This window comes from Vibrio sp. Vb2960, from assembly GCF_033337665.1.
Taxonomy (GTDB): domain Bacteria; phylum Pseudomonadota; class Gammaproteobacteria; order Enterobacterales; family Vibrionaceae; genus Vibrio; species Vibrio alginolyticus.
Window position 1 is genome coordinate 45254 of the sequence record NZ_JAWORD010000015.1, and the last position, 18062, is coordinate 63315.

The window sequence follows — 18062 nt, forward strand, 5'->3', positions numbered from 1 at the left end:
CTCAGGCTCTCCTTTTGGGGAGCCTGAATTCCTTCTGCTAATTAGAGAGTTTATTCATGACCATTGAAAATGTAAGCCAAGCCAAAGTGTTTGGCGGTTGGCACAAGCAATATACACACGAATCCAATGCCCTAAACTGCACCATGCGCTTCGCGATATTCTTGCCACCTAACGCAACGAAATCAAATCCCGTACCCGCGCTATACTGGCTCTCTGGTTTAACGTGTACCGATGAAAACTTTATGCAGAAAGCGGGCGCATTTCGTATGGCGGCCGAGCTTGGCATTGCGATCATTGCACCAGACACAAGTCCGAGAGGCGAAGGTATCGCTGACGACGAAAGCTATGACCTAGGAAAAGGAGCTGGCTTTTACCTTAATGCGACGCAAGCACCTTGGTCACTGCATTACTGCATGTACGACTATGTGACTGAGGAGTTACCTGCGATCATCGAAAGTAACTTCCCTGTCTCTGACGTGAAGTCGATTTCGGGTCACAGCATGGGCGGCCACGGAGCGCTCACCATTGGCCTGAAAAATTCAGAACAGTACCGTTCTATTTCAGCGTTCAGTCCAATCAGTAACCCAATGCAATGCCCTTGGGGACAAAAAGCCTTTACTGCTTACTTAGGCAAGGAGCTTGAAAGCTGGAAGCAATACGATGCAAGTGAACTTCTAAAACAACAACAATCACCATTACCAATTTTGGTTGATCAAGGTGATGCTGATGGCTTCTTAAATGAGCAGCTTAGACCGGAAGCGCTGATTGCTGCGGCAAGAATACACGATTCAAACCTAACCTTGAGAATGCAACCAGGCTATGACCATAGCTATTACTTCATCTCAAGCTTTATTGAAGAGCACCTCAACTTCCATGCAAAATATTTGTTTGCATAGTTAAATTAAGTAAGCTCATGAAATAAAAAATAAAGTCACCAAAACCAGGTGACTTTATTTTCTTTACGTACTAACAAATACATATCTGAATATCGATGATTTAAATATGTAAAATAATGTAACTTAAGAACAAATTCGACGTCCATTTCTCGCCTTATTAAATTCTCATTTCCGACACAGTATCTTTATTAAAAATGAAACAAAGTTGCACTAAAAACCAATTAAATACCGCGAAATCATTACGAAACTCTACTATCATCCCAAGACTCTGAGCTTTTAATTAAGAAGCAACTTAATAACCTTGACGTGACGTAAACCGACAGTTATTTTTGAAACATAACGTATTATAAAATCTCATCCGGTTGGCTCTATAATTATAAATAAATTACCGCTAGCACCTTTGTCCTAGCTAAGAAAAAAGAATAAAACTCAAAAGGGCATATGATGAAAAAGATAGTCGCGCTAGGTCTGTTTTTTGTTGCGCCATTCTTGTCTGCAAATACGATCGTATTTAGTAGTAGCCAGCAGCCTAGTGTCATACTGGAACTGGAAGAGATCCAAGCTTTACCTACCACTAGCTACACGATGACATTGCCTTGGCTTCCTGCCTCGTCAGAGTTTTTAGGCGTTAAACTCAGCACGCTTCTTACACACGTCTACGGAAAGGTACCAGAGCAGGTTGATATCAGCAGCTTAAACGACTATCACTCGACATTGTCCCGACAAGATATTCTTCGATATCAACCAATACTGGCTTATCAACAAGATCAGAATTACATAAAAGTCAGGAATAAAGGCCCTTTCTGGGTGATATATCCACTCAATCTCTATCCAGAGCTAAACTACAATAAATATCATGCGCAAATGGTATGGCAAGTAAATGAAATAAAAGAAAAATAATAAGAATGAAGTTATCAGAACCCTATTCTAAGAAACAAAGAATATTGCAATATTCTACCACCAGCAAAATGCTGCTGGTGGTGTTTGCCGTTTCTTTGCTTCTCGCGAATGTCGTGCTTTTACAGCAAACACGTTCACTCTCACAAAATTTTAATAACGAACAAAAACAAGCGACTTGGTTTTTATTCCAACTCTCCAAAGAACTATCAGAACTTGTCGGCGAGGCCAGACGGTTAGATGAAAACGTATTGAATATTGATGGTGCAGAGCTTCAATACGAGTTAGCGTGGAGTCGCTTTGACTTATTGACCAGTAGCACGAAAGCCAATAAGTTCTTTTCTCGGAACAACATGCACCTTTACTTCATTAACCTTTTTGAAGAGTTCAAAGAGCTAGAAAAACAACTAGTAGAAGCTAGAACAGGTGACAGCCAAGCTGCTGCTGCATTTTATCGTTCAACTCAAACACTATATTTAGGCTTAATAGACTTCGTTAATCAAAACTTCCGCCTAAGCAGTAAAGCTTATGAAGCACAAAAAGGTCAAACCCAGCGCTTAATGCAAGCACAATATATGTTGTTTGCGACGTTCGTTTTGTCGATTATCTCTCTAACTTATTTCTTTTATCGTGAATCCCATTTTCATAGAAAATTGGCGCTCAGCGACCCTTTGACGAACCTAGGGAACCGCAATGCACTATTCATAACCCTAAACAAATTTACTCAAGAAAAAAGGCCCTTTTCTCTCTGGATTCTAGATTTAAATGGTTTTAAAGAAGTCAACGACACACACGGACACCAAGTTGGCGACACTGTACTGCGGGAAATCGCTAGGCGGCTTAATTCTATGGCACTCAATGATTTTACTGTTTATCGCATGGGAGGAGATGAGTTCGCGGTTATCCTTGAAGGTGAACATCTCAATGAAGAGAACGTACGTGAGCAGATAAATACCGTCTTTGGTGCACAAATATTAAACTCCGATAAAGTCTCAACACTTTCAACAAGCATGGGCTTAGCGCAATACCCTAAAGACAGTGACAATGTTGACTTTCTTATCAGCATAGCGGATAAGCGCATGTACAAAATGAAATTTCAACGTTAAACGGTATATATGATGAGAAAGTTCATGCAAGTACTGCTTCTACTGGCAGTCATTGCGGCAGGTGTGCTGGCTTGGGTATTTATTCCATCGCACGAAACCATCGGGCAAAAAACGCTTGAGCAGGCACTCAACGACGACTACAGCCTCGTTGGACATCGAATCTACTCAACCGATCCGGATGCTGGCAACCGATTCGGCTACTTCGTATTGGCAACGGGCCAGAGCATTGAAGAGCAAGAGCCGTTTTTGGTCACTTCGGATCAGTTTATTCGCATGGAGCAAACGGGTGATAATACCTTGTCTGTGACCATCAATGGTCGTATTTACCATTATCATAACGACTTGTGGGTGCCAAAATCAGACGGGAAATTGCAACACTTTTTAGTCAGCGCAACCGCCAAGTACGTACGCTAAAACGGGAACATTACTACCCCCTCCCACCACACACACAAAAAAAACAAAGCCCCGCATACACTGCGGGGCTTTTTACGTGAAGAAGAAAATAACATCGAATAAATGAGCGTTACTTCGCTAACACTTTCTCTTTAATCACTTTGAGTACCCCAGCCTCTTGGTTGCTTGGCGCAGAATAACGAGCAATTTTCTTAATCTCTTCGTGCGCGTTGGCAACCGCGTACGAATGCTCACTGACTTGCAGCATTTCGAGGTCATTGAGGTAATCACCAAACGTCATGGTTTCTGCCGGAGTAAAATTCATCGTCTCTTGAAGATGCTGAATGGCCGCACCTTTAGAGGCCTCGGCATTCATCACATCCAGCCAGATTTTTGCACTCACCACGACTTTATGCGTTGCGCCAAACTTCGCGTTCATGGTCGGAAACAGGAGCTCTTCCGAACCGTCAAAGTGACAAATTGCTACCTTAATAAACTCGTCTTCGACCTCAAGCAAATCCGGCACATATTCACAGCGGTGGTAGTACTTTTGAAATTCTTCCAGCGATTGCTGATCATGCGTTTCGATGTACGCCGAGCGCTTGCCACACAATACGATGTTCGCCCCGTCAATCTCACGAGCCGCTTTCACAATCTCCAACACTTCCGCTTTAGGAATGGTACAACTGTAGAGCTCTTTGTCTTGGTACATCACCAAGGTGCCGTTTTCAGCCACATACAACAGTCTGTCTTTGATTGGCGCGAACGTGTCTCGCAGGCTGTAATACTGACGACCAGACGCAGCGGAGAACAAAATGCCTTGCTCTTCCAGTTGCAAAAACAGATCGAAAAACTCTGGATCCAAACGACCGTACTGGTCAAGCAATGTGCCATCCATATCGGTAGCAATAAATTTGATGCAAACTTGTGACATTAACGAAAACTCTAAATGATGCTGCGAAAATATATCCATGTAAGGTACAGGATCTTGTATGAATCTCAAGTCGGGATGACAACGCTTTTCGCATTCACCAAGGGTGCTGCTTAAAGTAATCTTCACTGTGATCGATGAAAGCTCTCACCGCAGGAGACAAGTGTTTACGTGATGAATACAGCGCGTAAATGTTGAGATCATTTGGCTTCCAATCCGGCAACACCGACTCAAGCTGACCCGATTTGAGATAGATATTGCTCAAGTAAGTTGGCAGCATCGAAATACCCATGCCTTGCAAAGCGCCATGCAATAACGCCGTGGCCTCATTGCTGGTTAGGCGACACTCAATTCCCACCGATTCGAACTGGTCGCCCTGAGACAAATGCCATACGTGACGCTCAAAGTTTTTGTAACCCAAACAGTCGTGTGAAGATAAATCTCGGGGATGCGCGATCGCGTGGTGAGTTTGTAAATATTGCGGTGATGCTACCAACACCGATTCGCACACCGCAATCGGCTTACCAATCAAAGAAGGATCGGGATCTGACGCAATTCGGATCGCCAGATCGATGCGTTGTTCGGTTAGATCACTCACTGAATCTTGCAGATCTATGTCGATATACACTTTGGGGTGCTTTTGCATAAAACTGTTTACTACGGGGATCAACTGTGAGAATCCAAATGAAGTACTAGACGCAAGACGGATTTTTCCGGACAGCTCACCATCAGCGGCAATGTTCGACGTCAACGTATCGGCCTGTTTTAACCAGCGCTCAATCTGAGGCAAGCTGCGCTCCCCTGCGGTGGTGAGTGACACCTTGCGCGTAGTGCGGTGCAACAAACGAGTTTGTAGCCAATTCTCCATCGACTCTACATAACGAGTCACCATTGGCCGAGACATGTCTAACCGCTCGGCGGTAGCGGTAAAACTGCCAGAATACACCACATCCACAAATACTTTTGCTGCCGTTACTCTGTCCATACATTTGATCGAAATAAGAAATAGTGATGCACATTATTGTGTATTTTTCCGAGCGTATCAATTTCCTAATATAGCTCCCGTTCCCAAGCCATGGTCGCTTGGCCCCAAATTCTTTAGGAGCTTATTATGAAAAAATTCACTTTGATTGCTGCATCCATTTTAATGGCAAGCCCTGTTCTAGCGGCAAACCACTCTCCCCTTACGCTTGAGGTTTACAACGCCGACGGTAACAGCTTCCACGTAAACTCAACCTTGGTATACGGTGAGACTGACGCCATGGTTATCGACACTGGCTTCACCAAAGCTGACGCGATGCGCATTGCCGCTAAAGTGCTGGACTCAGGCAAAACACTTAAAACCATTTTTATCAGCCAAGCGGACCCAGATTACTACTTTGGCGCAGAGGCCTTACACCAACAGTTCCCTGATGCGCAGATCATCACAACGCCTGCGGTTCAAAAAATTATTAAAGAGAAATTGGCTGGAAAGCTGGCGTACTGGGGGCCAAAGCTTGGCGCAAACGCACCGGTAAAACCAGTGATCCCTGTCGCGTACGATAAAGCATCATTAGAGCTAGAAGGTCATAAGATTGAAATCCGTGGTAACCATGGCACATCAGCACACCGCCCTTACCTATGGATTCCAGATAACAAAGCGATTCTAGGTAACGTAGCCGTGTACTCAAACGTACATTTGTGGATGGCCGATGCCGCTGACCAAACCGCTATCAATGCTTGGGAGCAACAACTTAGCGAGATGCTTGCGCTTAAACCTCAAGTGGTCATTCCTGGTCACATGAAAGCAGGCACAAAGCTGAACGCAGACACCATTCGCTACTCGCAACAATACTTGCAGGATTTTCAGCAAGCGAAAAAACACAGCAATAACAGCGTTCAACTCATTGACACCATGTCAGCGAAATACCCAGAAGCTCAATTGCCAATCGCGCTAGAAATCGGTGCTAAAGTGCATACTGGTGAAATGTCATGGTAACCGTGCATTACTTCTTCGATCCCATGTGTGGTTGGTGCTACGGGGCATCACCACTCATCGAAGCCTTGATGGACACCTCTCAATTTAAGGTAGAGCTTCATCCCGGCGGTATGATTGAGAAACGCGCGATTGAATCTGAATTTCGTCAGCACATCATCAACAGTGACGCTCGTATCGCAACCGAAACCGGAGCAACGTTTGGTGAAGCATATCTGCAACGCGTGAAAAGCGAAGATGCGTTTGTTCTTGATTCTTATCTACCCACACAAGCGATCTTGAGTGCGGAGAAAATGGGGCTGAATCCATGGCACATGCTAAAGGCCATCCAATCTGCGCATTATCAGCTCGGGTTAAAAGTGAATGAAGCATCGACGCTCAAAGCCATTGCAGAATCGCTAGGTTTAACAAGTGATGCGTGGGAGCAAAACATGGCGTTAAGCGAAGCCGAACTAGATGAGAGAATTCGCTCTAGCCGACAATTGATGCGACAGTTACACGTTGGTGGTTATCCAACCCTGATTGCAGAAGTAAATGGCGAGTACTTGACCTTGCCGCACTCGACCTACTACGACAAACCGGCACAGTGGAAGCTTGCATTACAAAAACTGCAATAAGCTCTTCCCCACTCGCTCTTGTTCTTAATCCAAGAGCGAGTGCCAACACCGACATGGCAATCCTGACTCAAACAGGTACAATCCTCGCTCGATTTTTTACTCGCGCGGATACCCACCATGCACTCGCCTGAACATTGTTTTACTCGTTTTACTGCTGATACTTCTGACTATGAATTGCCAACGCAGTTTACGTTTCCGTTCTACTACACGCCACATCCTCTTTGCGTTATGGCCGCAAAGCAATTGCAACAGCACTTATTAGCGCAAACCGACTTCGAACACGATTTTGGTGTGGTTAATGAAGAAACGGGGCGAGGCAAAATGTTTGGCGTATTGCTGGTAGAAAACCCTCAAGGCGAACTCGGATTTTTAAGTGCGTTTTCTGGCAAAATTGCTGACCAAAACTTGATTCCAGGGTTTGTCCCTCCTGTGTATGACATGCTGACCGATGAAGGTTTCTTCCGCGCAGAAACGGATGCCATCAACGCCGCCAATGCGGAGTACAAAACCTGTGCCGCGAATCCGGAATTGGCAGATCTTAAAGCGCAAATACAAGCCGACCGAGCCGCTTATCAACAAGAAGAGCAAACACAGCGCCAAGTGATGATTGACGGCCGCGCCGCACGCAAACGACAGCGTCAACAGGGCGAGCAAACACTCAATGCCGATGACCTCAAAATCTTATTGGATGAGTTGGGTAAGCAAAGTGTCGCCGAGAAAAACGTTCTCAAATACTTAAAGCAAGCGTGGGATGAAAAGCTTGCAATCAAAGAGGCGCGCTTGGCCGAGTTAGAGCAGCAACTTGCTCATCTGAAAGAACAGCGCAAAACGCTCTCCAACGCTTTGCAGCACAAATTGCATAAACAATACCGCTTTCTAAACAACCATGGCAAAACACGCGACTTGGTGGACATTTTTGCGGACACCACAAACCCAGTACCACCAGCAGGTGCAGGGGAATGTGCTGCGCCAAAACTGCTCCAATACGCGTTTAAATACGGATTCAAACCGCTGGCGCTGGCAGAATTTTGGTGGGGTGTGTCGCCAAAGTCTGAGGTTCGCCAACACAAAAAATTCTACCCATCGTGCAACAGCAAATGTCAGCCGATTTTGGGCCATATGATGCAAGGGCTGGATGTCGAACCTAACCCATTGGCGGAGAATTGGGCAGAAGACAAAGAGCTAGAGATAATCTACCAAGACGACGCTATGGTCGTCGTCAACAAGCCCTCGGGCTTACTTTCAGTGCCTGGTAAAACTATCAAGGACTCTGCTTATACGCGCCTACAAGCGATGTACCCTGATGTGGAAGGGCCGTTTGTGATTCATCGTCTCGACATGGCGACCTCTGGCATTTTGGTGTTTGCCTTAACTAAGCGCGCGAACAAAAGTCTGCAAAAACAGTTTATGGCTCGCGGCGTACAAAAACGTTATATGGCACTGCTCGAAGGCGTATTAAACGAGCCTGAAGGGGAAATTTCACTGCCAATGCGTGGTGACCCCGACGACCGCCCACGTCAACTGGTGTGTTTTGAACACGGGAAACATGCAGAAACCTACTGGCAACTGATTGAAGTCAAAGATGGACGCAGCAAGGTATACATGTATCCGAAAACCGGGCGAACTCACCAACTACGTGTACACAGTGCTCATCACATGGGGTTAAACATGCCGATGGTTGGTGATGGTTTATACGGCGAAAAATCGAATCGCTTACACCTGCATGCTGAGATGCTAGAGCTGGATCATCCATACAGCAAAGAGCGTATGGTGTTCCGAGCTGAGTGCGAATTCTAACGTCTTCCCGATTTTAAATAACAAAAAGGCACTGACTATCAGTGCCTTTTTTTGTTTTCTAACAACAGAATAAGCGTGATGCGCGATACCGAAAACCGTTAGCTCACCTTAAACTTGGTCCACACCTGAGAGCGCCAACGTCTTGCCATGATGATACCACGTACCCATTCATCGAGAGCGATTGCCATCCAAGCCCCTAAAACGCCATAACCCAAGTGGATGCCAAAGATGTAAGAGAAAAGCACGCCTAGTCCCCACATACTCAAAATCCCCATTTGCACTGGGAACTTGATGTCACCCGCGCCTTTGAGCCCCGCGATAAAAATCAGGTTAAACACACGTCCGGCCTCGAGCAAAATTGAGCCCATGACTAACGAACCTGCCAATGCGAGTATCTCTGGTTGATCGGTAAATACGCGCAGAATCTCTTCTCTAAACAGGTAAATCAGTGTGGTTGCCGCCGTTGATGCCACAAATCCCACTAAGAAGTAGATTTGTACGCGTTTTAAAATGCTACTCACCCAACCTTTACCGATGTAGTAACCGGTCTGAATTTGCGCAGCCTGACCAATTGCCAGCGCGAAAGTAAACGAGAAACGGGCAATGTTTTGCGCATAAGTGAAAGCCGCCAACGATGCCGTCCCCATTTGCACCACAAAGTATACAATGCAGATTTGCGCCACGTTGTAAGATAGCACCTCACCCGCGTTCATGCCGCCGATTTTTAAGATTTTTTTGTAAATCTCTGCCGGTACTTGTTTCATGGTCGACATTGGTAGCTCAATGCTGCTGCGCGCGAGAATAAACCATAACATTAACGTACCGATGACTTGGCTGACGACGGTTGCTATTGCCACGCCTTGCACGCCATACACAGGTAAACCAAATGGCTGGTAAAGCGCAATATAGTTACCAATGATGTTGAACACACCCGAGATCAAATTCACCACCATTGGGGAACGTGAATAACCATGACTACGCAGAATAGTTGTAAAAACAACGCCAATCGTAACGTTAAACGTCATCGCACCGCTTATCAGCAGATATTCATGAGCGTACTGCTCGACTTGCGCTTCCAAGCCGTAATACGGGAGTAGGTATATCGCACCAAGCACGGCAATCACACTCAATAGCACACCGACGAGCACAGACAACGCAATACTCGCAACACCAACGCTCACTGACTCTTGCTCGCGTCCAGCGCCATTGTATTGGGCAATCAAAATCCCCGTACCGCTACTGACAAACGTCGAAACGATGATTAAAAAGAAGGTAATCTGCGTGATCACACCAACAGCGGATACGGCTTTGTCTGAGTAGCCACTCAGCATGAACACGTCACTGGTTCCTAAAGCCGTCCGTAGCAAAATTTCGACAAGAATTGGCCAAGCTAATGCCACGATGGACATTCGTTGGTTGATGTTTTGGCTTTTAGGCATGCTTGTAACCTATCCTACAACTAAAAACTGCCTCACAATTTTGTGAAGCAGTTTAAAAATAGTGACTCGAACGAAGCTCGATATGAGGTTGTGATTTAGCGCGGATTCTAGTCGCATATTGGTCATAACGACAACAATATTTCGCCCTGTTTCGGAAAAATATTTCTAATGCATTTTCGAAACGACATATGCCTTGACGATACGTAGAGCAGAGATTGGTGAACAATACTCTCAATCAACGAGCACCGAACAGAATCAGGATAATCAATAGTAATATATCTAACTAGATATATTACTTTGAGTTATCAGTCCAACCATATAGAGCCATGAAGAACCGTCATGAAAACCTGCATGCGCCACCATTCCTCTTTGAACACTCGCACCAAATCACACTGATGGCTTTGCACTAAAAATGACTGATATCACATTTGGAAACTTTGTTGTTCTATTTATCGCGAAAATACCGCCTAGAATAAGCGTACACGTTAATTAAGCAAGGATACGTAATGTCGACATTGGCTGGGGCGCGCTTAGAAGAAATGGCGGACATCCGCTCAACAAGAAAAAAGAAAATTGTCTTTTTATGCTCCAGTATCGCCGCTGCCTGTTTAACTTATGGTTCCATTGCTCAATCACTTGAGAATAACTGGGGTTTAAGCTTTTTCCATGCTTTGTGTGCCTTGGCATGCTTAGCAATCAGTTATGTAATAAAAGTCCAGCGGCACCATCAATACGCCGACTTATGGCTAAGTGCTGTCTTAATGTTCGAAGGGTTATTGTTACTTCTGTATAACGACGCTCCGTCAGGCAAGATGCTATGGCTATATCCTATTGTCGCCACTCTGGTATTAATTAATGAGTTTAAGGTCGGTCTGTTGTTCAGTGGCACCTACATTTTACTGATCTTTTTTGGGGTCGCTTTTTTAGATCGACTGCCAACAGCCACAGAAATCATAGAGCGGAGATTGATGCTGACCCTGATAGCGACCGCGTTTGTGTGTCACACGTTCTCGTATTACTACACGAAAGTCCTCAATTACATTCAAACACTGTATCGTGAGGGGATTGAGGAGTTAGCATATTTTGACCAGCTCACTGGGCTTGCCAATCGCTGGAGCTTTGAGACTTGGGCGCGCGCAAAGCTCGATGAAATCAAGCACTCATCTGATGACAGCATCACCGCATTGGTCTTTCTCGATATCGATAACTTCAAGCACATCAACGACACCTACGGGCACGATATTGGTGACCAAGTACTTCAAGCCTTCGCCACTCGATTAAAAAATAACATTCGCAACAAAGACAGAAAAACAGATAAACACGACTACTCCATCGCTCGATTTGCGGGCGACGAGTTTGTAATCATGCTTTACGATGTAAAAAGTAAAGATGACCTCGACAGCATCCTAAAACGGATCGTGAATCTGTTTCCAACAGGTTACCGAAGCTACGATATGATTAACGAGTTAACGATGAGTGTAGGTGCTGCTATCTATAAGCAAGATGCAAAGGATTTGTCTGAATTGACTCGATGTGCAGATAAAGCAATGTACGCAGCTAAACATACTGGTAAAAACCAGTACGCCTTTTATGAGCACTGCAATACTGAAGAACAGTCAACATCTGATGCACCAGCGGTACCAGAAGCTTGCTAATGACTAAGCGAACACATGCATCACCCAAAGCCCCACAACGAGGAATACGATTAACCACACTACTTGCAACGTTCTGTTCGGCTTGTCTTGCTGACGAGTGGGGTGATCTTTAAACGCACGGCCCTTCATTTTGCCCATTAAGCTCTTCCCTAGAGCACGTCGATAAAATTCACGTCTCTTATGAGCGGCGTTGGCAACTTCGGTAAAGCGCTGTCTTTGCTCATTGGTGAGATCTTTATCCTCGTAACGAGGAGGGAGATCAGAATGCTTGCGTTGTACTGCCATCACTTCCTCCCTGGTCGATGGGTACATTTTTATTAAGTATATACCCAAATAACCAAAAAGATGCGTTATAAGTGAAGCACATAGACGAAAAAACCACCCGAAGGTGGTTTTATGACGAGCAACAAATGAACGCTAGAAGTACTCACATAAATACGCAGTCGCTTCTTTCACTTGAAGCTCAAATGAAGAACTACCTTCCACTTCAAAAAACTCACCACTTTGATAAGTCGTCCAATCGCTCTCGCCAACACGCTTGACCACAAGCGCACCTTTTACAACCGTCATACGCTCTGGTGCTTGAGTACCAAAAGTGTACTCACCAGGAAGCATCACACCAACGCTAACATCCTGATCTTTCTGGTTAAAGCCTAGTGATTTTACACTACCAGCAAAATAGCTATTTTCCTTAATATTCATTATTGGTTTCCTTATCAAAAGTCCGCTCTTTTTTACCTTGTTTCTTTCCGTTACTCAAGCTTTGAAAGCCATTAAACTCAACGTAATAACGCACATCCTTTGCTACTGAGCGAGAACCTCTTTTCGCGAGGATTAATCAGGCGACCTAAACCGAGCAAGAAAACCTGCGAAGTAATGAATGTGAGCAAACAACAAAATCATCAATAAGATGTGTATCTGAATGTAAAAGTGGACATTAGATCATAGTTTCGTCGTCTCAATGGCGGGATTGTTTGTTTTTAAAAAGGAAGGTTTCCACCATGTTAAAAAAGTGGAGAAAATTAGATCTATGACGGACTCGACTCGCCGAAGGCGAAAAGCACGACAAGAACCAAAACTTTCATTTTTGGCTCGCCACCAATCCAAAATCCTCAAGAGTACATTTGTCTGCTTCGGGATGGGTCTGTTGACGTTTTTTGGCTATCAAATCCACCTCTCCTATCAAGACCACATTGATCCGGAAAAGGTGTACGGCGAATGGATTGAGATTGGCGCGCCACCCTACCAAACAGAACGTCTCGTTTTCACTGAAGATGGGGTATACCGAAACCATCGACTTATTACGACGGAATTTGAATTCGATGGCAACGTCATCACGTTGAATACCGGATTAGGAAAGACCGCGTATCAGATCTCGGGCTCTCATCTTTCACCTCAAATACGCCGTATTGAGCCTCTTATTCCAGATCAGCGATTCATTCGTAAAGGATTTGAGCATACCGTTCAGGGCTCAGAAACCGGCGCAGCCTCTAAACGTCGCGCGGCGTTGAGTGAACACTTCAGCCGTGACTAATACGTCTTCACGGCTATTTTTCCTTTCAATTCTCTTTCTATATCAATGAAACAAAACCTTAATAAACAACAAAATAAGGCCTTCATCGCATTTAACCAACTCGTTACTGAGTAAACAATAATTTTAGTTTCTGCTGAGATTTTATAAATTATTGACTCAGTCTGACACTTTCTGTGTAACAGAGTGCGAGTTTTAGTTAAGTTCTCTCAAGTGCCTCGAAAACCGTCTTAATTTTTTTTGACGAAAAAAAACTCTCTGAAATGCTGAGTGTGATGCTTTTGCACGTGGAGTAAATCCAATCATCTTATCTGGTGCAAGAGCAGCCTATGTTCTAGGTAGAACATGAATCCAAGGATTGAGAGAGAAGTTATGATTCGATTTAACCTATGTGCAGCTGGAGTTGCTTTAGCGCTATCAGGTGCTGCAGTTGCGGCTCCAACCGCACCAAGTATCGATATGTACGGTTCCAACAACCTTCAGTTTTCTAAAATTGAGCTCGCGATGGAAACCACGTCAGGCTACTACGACATGGTGAAATACCATGAGCAAGCGAAGATCACTGTTAAATTTAACCAGTGGAGTGGCACACCTGGTGACACTTACAACGTCTATTTTGATGGTGTAAAAGTAGCAAGCGGCCCTATCACTGGTAGCCAAACGACAGCTTCGTTTGAATACGGCCAAGGTGGCTTATACCAAATGGAAATCGAAGCATGTGATGCGACAGGTTGTGCGAAAAGCGCACCAGCTGAAATCACGATTGCAGATACCGATGGTTCTCACCTGAAGCCACTAACGATGAATGTTGATCCAAACAACAAAACCTACAATACCGATCCAAGCGTCGTGATGGGTACGTATTTTGTTGAATGGGGCATCTATGGCCGTGACTACACCGTCGATAATATGCCGGTCGACAACTTGACTCACATCCTTTACGGTTTTATCCCAATTTGTGGCCCAAATGAGTCTGTGAAGTCTGTTGGCGGCAACAGTTTCAACGCGCTACAAACTGCTTGTACAGGTGTGCCTGATTATGAAGTCGTTATCCATGACCCTTGGGCTGCTTATCAGAAGAGCTTCCCACAAGCTGGTCATGAATACAGCACGCCTATCAAGGGTAACTACGCAATGCTAATGGCATTGAAACAACGTAACCCTGATCTAAAAATCATCCCATCGATCGGTGGTTGGACACTGTCTGACCCATTCTTCGATTTCGTGGACAAGAAAAACCGAGACACATTCGTCGCATCAGTTAAGAAGTTCCTGAAAACTTGGAAATTCTACGACGGTGTTGATATCGACTGGGAATTCCCTGGCGGCGGCGGTGCAGCAGCCGATAAGGGCGACCCTGTAAACGATGGCCCAGCATACATCGCACTGATGCGTGAACTGCGCGTAATGCTTGATGAATTAGAAGCTGAGACAGGCCGTACTTACGAGCTAACGTCCGCTATCGGTGTCGGTTACGACAAGATTGAAGACGTAGACTACGCAGATGCGGTGCAGTACATGGATTACATCTTCGCAATGACTTACGACTTCTACGGCGGTTGGAACAACGTTCCTGGTCACCAGACTGCGCTTTACTGTGGTTCATTCATGCGTCCTGGTCAGTGTGACGGTAGTGGCGTTGATGAGAACGGCGAACCGTACAAAGGTCCTGCTTACACAGCAGATAACGGCATCCAACTTCTTCTTGCTCAAGGCGTTCCTGCAAACAAGCTAGTACTTGGTACAGCAATGTACGGTCGTGGCTGGGAAGGCGTAACTCCAGATACACTCACAGATCCAAACGACCCAATGACAGGTACTGCTACAGGTAAACTGAAGGGCAGCACAGCGCAAGGTGTTTGGGAAGATGGCGTAATTGACTACAAAGGCATTAAGTCATTCATGTTAGGTGCAAACAACACTGGCATTAACGGCTTCGAGTACGGCTACGATGCACAAGCAGAAGCACCATGGGTATGGAACCGTACAACGGGTGAGTTGATCACATTTGATGACCACCGTTCAGTGCTAGCAAAAGGTAGCTACGCGAAGTCTCTTGGTCTTGCTGGTCTATTCTCTTGGGAAATTGACGCGGATAACGGTGACATTCTCAACGCGATGCACGAAGGTATGGCTGGTGGTGTGGTTCCTCAACCAAACCGTAAGCCAACCGCAGCCGCTGGCGCAGATCAATCGGTAACAGGTCCTGCAAATGTGGTTCTAGATGGCAGCCTGTCAAAAGACTCTGACGGCACCATCGTAAGCTACGCTTGGGAACAAGTATCTGGCACAGCAGTGGCACTAACAGGTGCAAACTCAGCGAAAGCAAGCTTTGATGCAGCAGAAGTTACTGTTGAAGAGCAATTAACTTTCAAGCTGACGGTGTCTGATAACGAAGGTGCAACGGCATCTGACCTCGTTGTAATAACAGTGAAACCAGCAGGTGTTGTTGATCCAGTGAACAGCGCACCAGTAGCGCAAGTTGTTGCTCCAGCAACAGCAAACGCTGGTGACGTTGTGGTTGTAGATGCATCTGCGTCTAGCGATGCAGACAACGATACCCTGACATTCAACTGGACTCTACCTCAAGGTCTGAATGCAACGGTTGAAGGCTCTAAAGTCACGTTCACTGCTGCGGAATACCCGCAAGACACAAGCTTAAGCTTCACTGTAAGTGTGAGCGACGGTAAAGCGTCTTCATCGGCAAGCGCGACAGTGGTTGTTGCACAGCACACAACCGATCCGAACCCTGGTACTTGTGACAACGCATGGGATGCGAGCGCAGTGTACACAGGTGGTAACCAGGTGACTCACGCAGGTAAAACGTGGGAAGCGAAATGGTGGACTCAGGGTGACGATCCTAGCCAATCTGGCGAATGGGGCGTTTGGAAAGAAGTTGGCGTAGCTAACTGTAACTAATTTCAGCCTTGCAGACGTTCTGCTAAATAAACAAAGGACAGCTTCGGCTGTCCTTTTTGGATTTAACCTCTTAACGAGAAGAGCAACACCAGAGACGAAAAAATCTGAGGTGTTACTTTCAAATCGAATTAGCGCAAAACGAAGCGAGTCAATCAGTAAAAGTAAGGGTTACCAAGCACTATCGAGCAAACGGTCAAAACTACTGAAGACTTGCTCACACTTCATCACTCGACCATGCCCCTGACCTTGTGTTGTCACTAACTCAACGTTTTTAATCTCTTCAGCCGCTTTTGCCGAGACACTGTATTTGGTGAACTTGTCTTGCTCATCATGAATAATAATGGTGTGAGACGGACGCTCAGACAAACGCTTCATCGGATCAATGGACTGTAACGGATAACCAAATTGGTCTTCAACTTCTGAAACCACAGCATTAAAAAGCTTCATCGAGTAACCGGAACGTGCAATGCTACCGAATAAGTTCTCTACGTAATTTAATACCGGAGCAATAAGCAGCAAAGGCTTGTTTTCTAATTTGCTGTGCCTACACTCAAGAGCAGAAGCGGTGCCCATGCTGTGCCCAACTAGGCCAACAATATCCTCGACCGTATCCAACACATCTTCTAATCCTCTGACAAACCCCGGAATGTGCCCATACTTCCCCTCACTCTCACCATGTGCCGGATGATCGTACGCCAAAGCAGTAAACCCTTTCGACGCAATATGTTCCATCAGTGGATAAAACTGACTTGCCGTGCCAGACCAACCATGAGTTAGCACCCAAATAGGTCCAGAGCCCAAAGTATAGGTTTTGATGATGCCTGCATGCCCTTTAATTTCACCTTTGATAAGCCCTTGAGGTTCAATATTTTTAGGTTGCGTACGAGCAGGTGTCAGAAGAAGCTTGCGCGCGGTCTTCTTTGCATGTGACGGGGCCAGTGTATGGTGTAACCGAGTACTCATGTTCACCAAACTGCGCTTAATACTGAAACGTTGCGATGTATTAAAGTAAATTTTTTCACTCATAATCATGTCCTTAACTATCAGCTTTGCACAAAATAGAACGGTCGTGCTTTTTACGCTGATAAGAAAGAGCGAACTCAGCCGCTCTTTGTGATTTTATGTCTACGAATCTGGGAAGCGAATAACCGATATTAGCCTTTCCAGCGAGAAAATAAGTTGTCGATCCCTTGCCAAAACAGACGCAAGCTTTCTTGCTCACCTTTAATTGAGTAAAAAACATGCGCACTCAAATAGAGACCGTACAAATCAAACGTTGCTTGGCGTGTATCTAAGTCTGCTGCAAATTCTTGCTTCTCTTTGCCTTTCGCTATTTGGATCTCCAAATAACTCAGCCAAGTGTCTATGGATTTACGCAGTCCGGCCTGAAGCGGGCAATCTTTATCTGCCGTATCATTCCAAGCGTCAAGAAACATACAACTTCCTTGGAATGCGTGATTCCAAGTCATCCAAGAGTCGAGCAACCCTCGAATTTTACGCTCGATATTGCCATCCCCGAGTTCTCGAGCAGGCTCAATAACCCGATCAGCGAACACTTTATTGGCGTGATCAAGCACCGATAGCTGTAAATTCAACTTCGAATTAAAGTGGGCAAACAGACCACTTTTCGACATACCGCATTGCTTGGCTAACTCTCCAATCGTAAGACTTTCTAATCCGTCTTCGCTGGCGATCTCAAAAGCCCGCTGCAGAATAAACTCTTTTGTCACTTTTCCTTTTTGCATAGTCTTATTTTTAGCACGATCGTTCTTTTTTGCAATCTCGAGTTAACTGGTCTAACCATTATTCAGTGCTATTTTCGACTCACGAATCAGGTATTGATTGGGTTAATAGGTTAATAGGTTAATAGGTTAATAGGTTAATAGGTTAATAGGTTAATAGGTTA

17 protein-coding genes are annotated in these 18062 nt (G+C 45.2%); 10 read left to right on the forward strand and 7 right to left on the reverse strand.

Features of this window, described 5'->3' with window-relative positions:
• Positions 1-56 precede the first annotated feature (56 nt).
• The 4 genes from fghA to R7O03_RS14305 all read left to right on the forward strand — a co-directional run bounded on the left by fghA (position 57) and on the right by R7O03_RS14305 (position 3313).
• Entirely contained in the window at positions 57-896 is an 840-nt protein-coding gene (gene fghA, locus R7O03_RS14290; RefSeq protein WP_062730862.1) for an S-formylglutathione hydrolase, read from the forward strand.
• Positions 897-1340: 444 nt separating this feature from the next.
• Complete coding sequence (locus R7O03_RS14295; RefSeq protein ID WP_005374384.1) at positions 1341-1796, forward strand: hypothetical protein; 456 nt, start codon at positions 1341-1343, stop codon at positions 1794-1796.
• Positions 1797-1801: 5 nt separating this feature from the next.
• The gene (locus R7O03_RS14300) at positions 1802-2899 is read left to right on the forward strand and encodes a GGDEF domain-containing protein (RefSeq protein WP_262629141.1); all 1098 of its coding nucleotides are present in this window, start codon (positions 1802-1804) and stop codon (positions 2897-2899) included.
• Between the two features lie 24 nt (positions 2900-2923).
• The gene (locus tag R7O03_RS14305) at positions 2924-3313 is read left to right on the forward strand and encodes a hypothetical protein (RefSeq protein ID WP_017633832.1); all 390 of its coding nucleotides are present in this window, start codon (positions 2924-2926) and stop codon (positions 3311-3313) included.
• Positions 3314-3422: 109 nt separating this feature from the next.
• Here R7O03_RS14305 and R7O03_RS14310 read toward each other — a convergent pair whose 3' ends face one another.
• Both R7O03_RS14310 and R7O03_RS14315 read right to left on the reverse strand, forming a co-directional pair.
• A complete protein-coding gene (locus R7O03_RS14310; RefSeq protein ID WP_054575260.1) occupies positions 3423-4226 on the reverse strand; it encodes a Cof-type HAD-IIB family hydrolase in 804 nt (267 codons plus the stop codon).
• Between the two features lie 94 nt (positions 4227-4320).
• The gene (locus R7O03_RS14315; protein ID WP_054575261.1) at positions 4321-5208 is read right to left on the reverse strand and encodes a LysR family transcriptional regulator; all 888 of its coding nucleotides are present in this window, start codon (positions 5206-5208) and stop codon (positions 4321-4323) included.
• 126 nt (positions 5209-5334) lie between these two features.
• Here R7O03_RS14315 and R7O03_RS14320 point away from each other — a divergent pair, with 126 nt between their 5' ends.
• From R7O03_RS14320 to R7O03_RS14330, 3 genes are all read left to right on the forward strand, one after another.
• Positions 5335-6201, forward strand: a complete 867-nt coding sequence (locus tag R7O03_RS14320) for an MBL fold metallo-hydrolase (protein ID WP_017633829.1) — start codon at positions 5335-5337, stop codon at positions 6199-6201.
• Complete coding sequence (locus tag R7O03_RS14325) at positions 6195-6815, forward strand: DsbA family protein (protein WP_104980307.1); 621 nt, start codon at positions 6195-6197, stop codon at positions 6813-6815. Before R7O03_RS14320 ends, R7O03_RS14325 begins: the two co-directional genes overlap by 7 nt.
• 117 nt (positions 6816-6932) lie before the next feature.
• Positions 6933-8612 (forward strand): RluA family pseudouridine synthase, encoded by a 1680-nt coding sequence (locus R7O03_RS14330; RefSeq protein WP_318131793.1) that lies wholly within the window; start codon positions 6933-6935, stop codon positions 8610-8612.
• A 98-nt stretch (positions 8613-8710) separates the two neighbouring features.
• Here the strand turns inward: R7O03_RS14330 and R7O03_RS14335 are convergent, their stop codons facing one another.
• Positions 8711-10051 carry an MATE family efflux transporter gene (locus tag R7O03_RS14335; RefSeq protein ID WP_318131794.1) on the reverse strand — a complete coding sequence of 447 codons (1341 nt, stop codon included), beginning with the start codon at positions 10049-10051 and terminating at the stop codon, positions 8711-8713.
• 506 nt (positions 10052-10557) lie between these two features.
• Between R7O03_RS14335 and R7O03_RS14340 the strand changes: the two genes are divergently transcribed.
• On the forward strand, positions 10558-11706 hold the full coding sequence (locus R7O03_RS14340; RefSeq protein WP_025768745.1) for a GGDEF domain-containing protein: 1149 nt from the start codon (positions 10558-10560) through the stop codon (positions 11704-11706).
• A gap of 3 nt (positions 11707-11709) precedes the next feature.
• Here the strand turns inward: R7O03_RS14340 and R7O03_RS14345 are convergent, their stop codons facing one another.
• Together R7O03_RS14345 and R7O03_RS14350 are read right to left on the reverse strand one after the other, a co-directional pair.
• Positions 11710-11991, reverse strand: coding sequence for a hypothetical protein (locus R7O03_RS14345; protein ID WP_005374405.1), 282 nt, complete (start codon positions 11989-11991; stop codon positions 11710-11712).
• 132 nt (positions 11992-12123) lie between these two features.
• Positions 12124-12408, reverse strand: a complete 285-nt coding sequence (locus R7O03_RS14350) for a pyrimidine/purine nucleoside phosphorylase (RefSeq protein WP_132936197.1) — start codon at positions 12406-12408, stop codon at positions 12124-12126.
• A 328-nt stretch (positions 12409-12736) separates the two neighbouring features.
• Between R7O03_RS14350 and R7O03_RS14355 the strand changes: the two genes are divergently transcribed.
• Both R7O03_RS14355 and R7O03_RS14360 read left to right on the forward strand, forming a co-directional pair.
• Positions 12737-13240 (forward strand): DUF2850 domain-containing protein, encoded by a 504-nt coding sequence (locus R7O03_RS14355; protein ID WP_213901564.1) that lies wholly within the window; start codon positions 12737-12739, stop codon positions 13238-13240.
• Positions 13241-13609: 369 nt separating this feature from the next.
• On the forward strand, positions 13610-16156 hold the full coding sequence (locus R7O03_RS14360; RefSeq protein ID WP_213901563.1) for a glycosyl hydrolase family 18 protein: 2547 nt from the start codon (positions 13610-13612) through the stop codon (positions 16154-16156).
• Between the two features lie 168 nt (positions 16157-16324).
• Here the strand turns inward: R7O03_RS14360 and R7O03_RS14365 are convergent, their stop codons facing one another.
• Together R7O03_RS14365 and R7O03_RS14370 are read right to left on the reverse strand one after the other, a co-directional pair.
• Complete coding sequence (locus R7O03_RS14365) at positions 16325-17182, reverse strand: alpha/beta hydrolase (RefSeq protein WP_047102493.1); 858 nt, start codon at positions 17180-17182, stop codon at positions 16325-16327.
• Positions 17183-17310: 128 nt separating this feature from the next.
• A complete protein-coding gene (locus R7O03_RS14370; protein WP_005374416.1) occupies positions 17311-17901 on the reverse strand; it encodes a TetR/AcrR family transcriptional regulator in 591 nt (196 codons plus the stop codon).
• Positions 17902-18062: the final 161 nt, after the last annotated feature.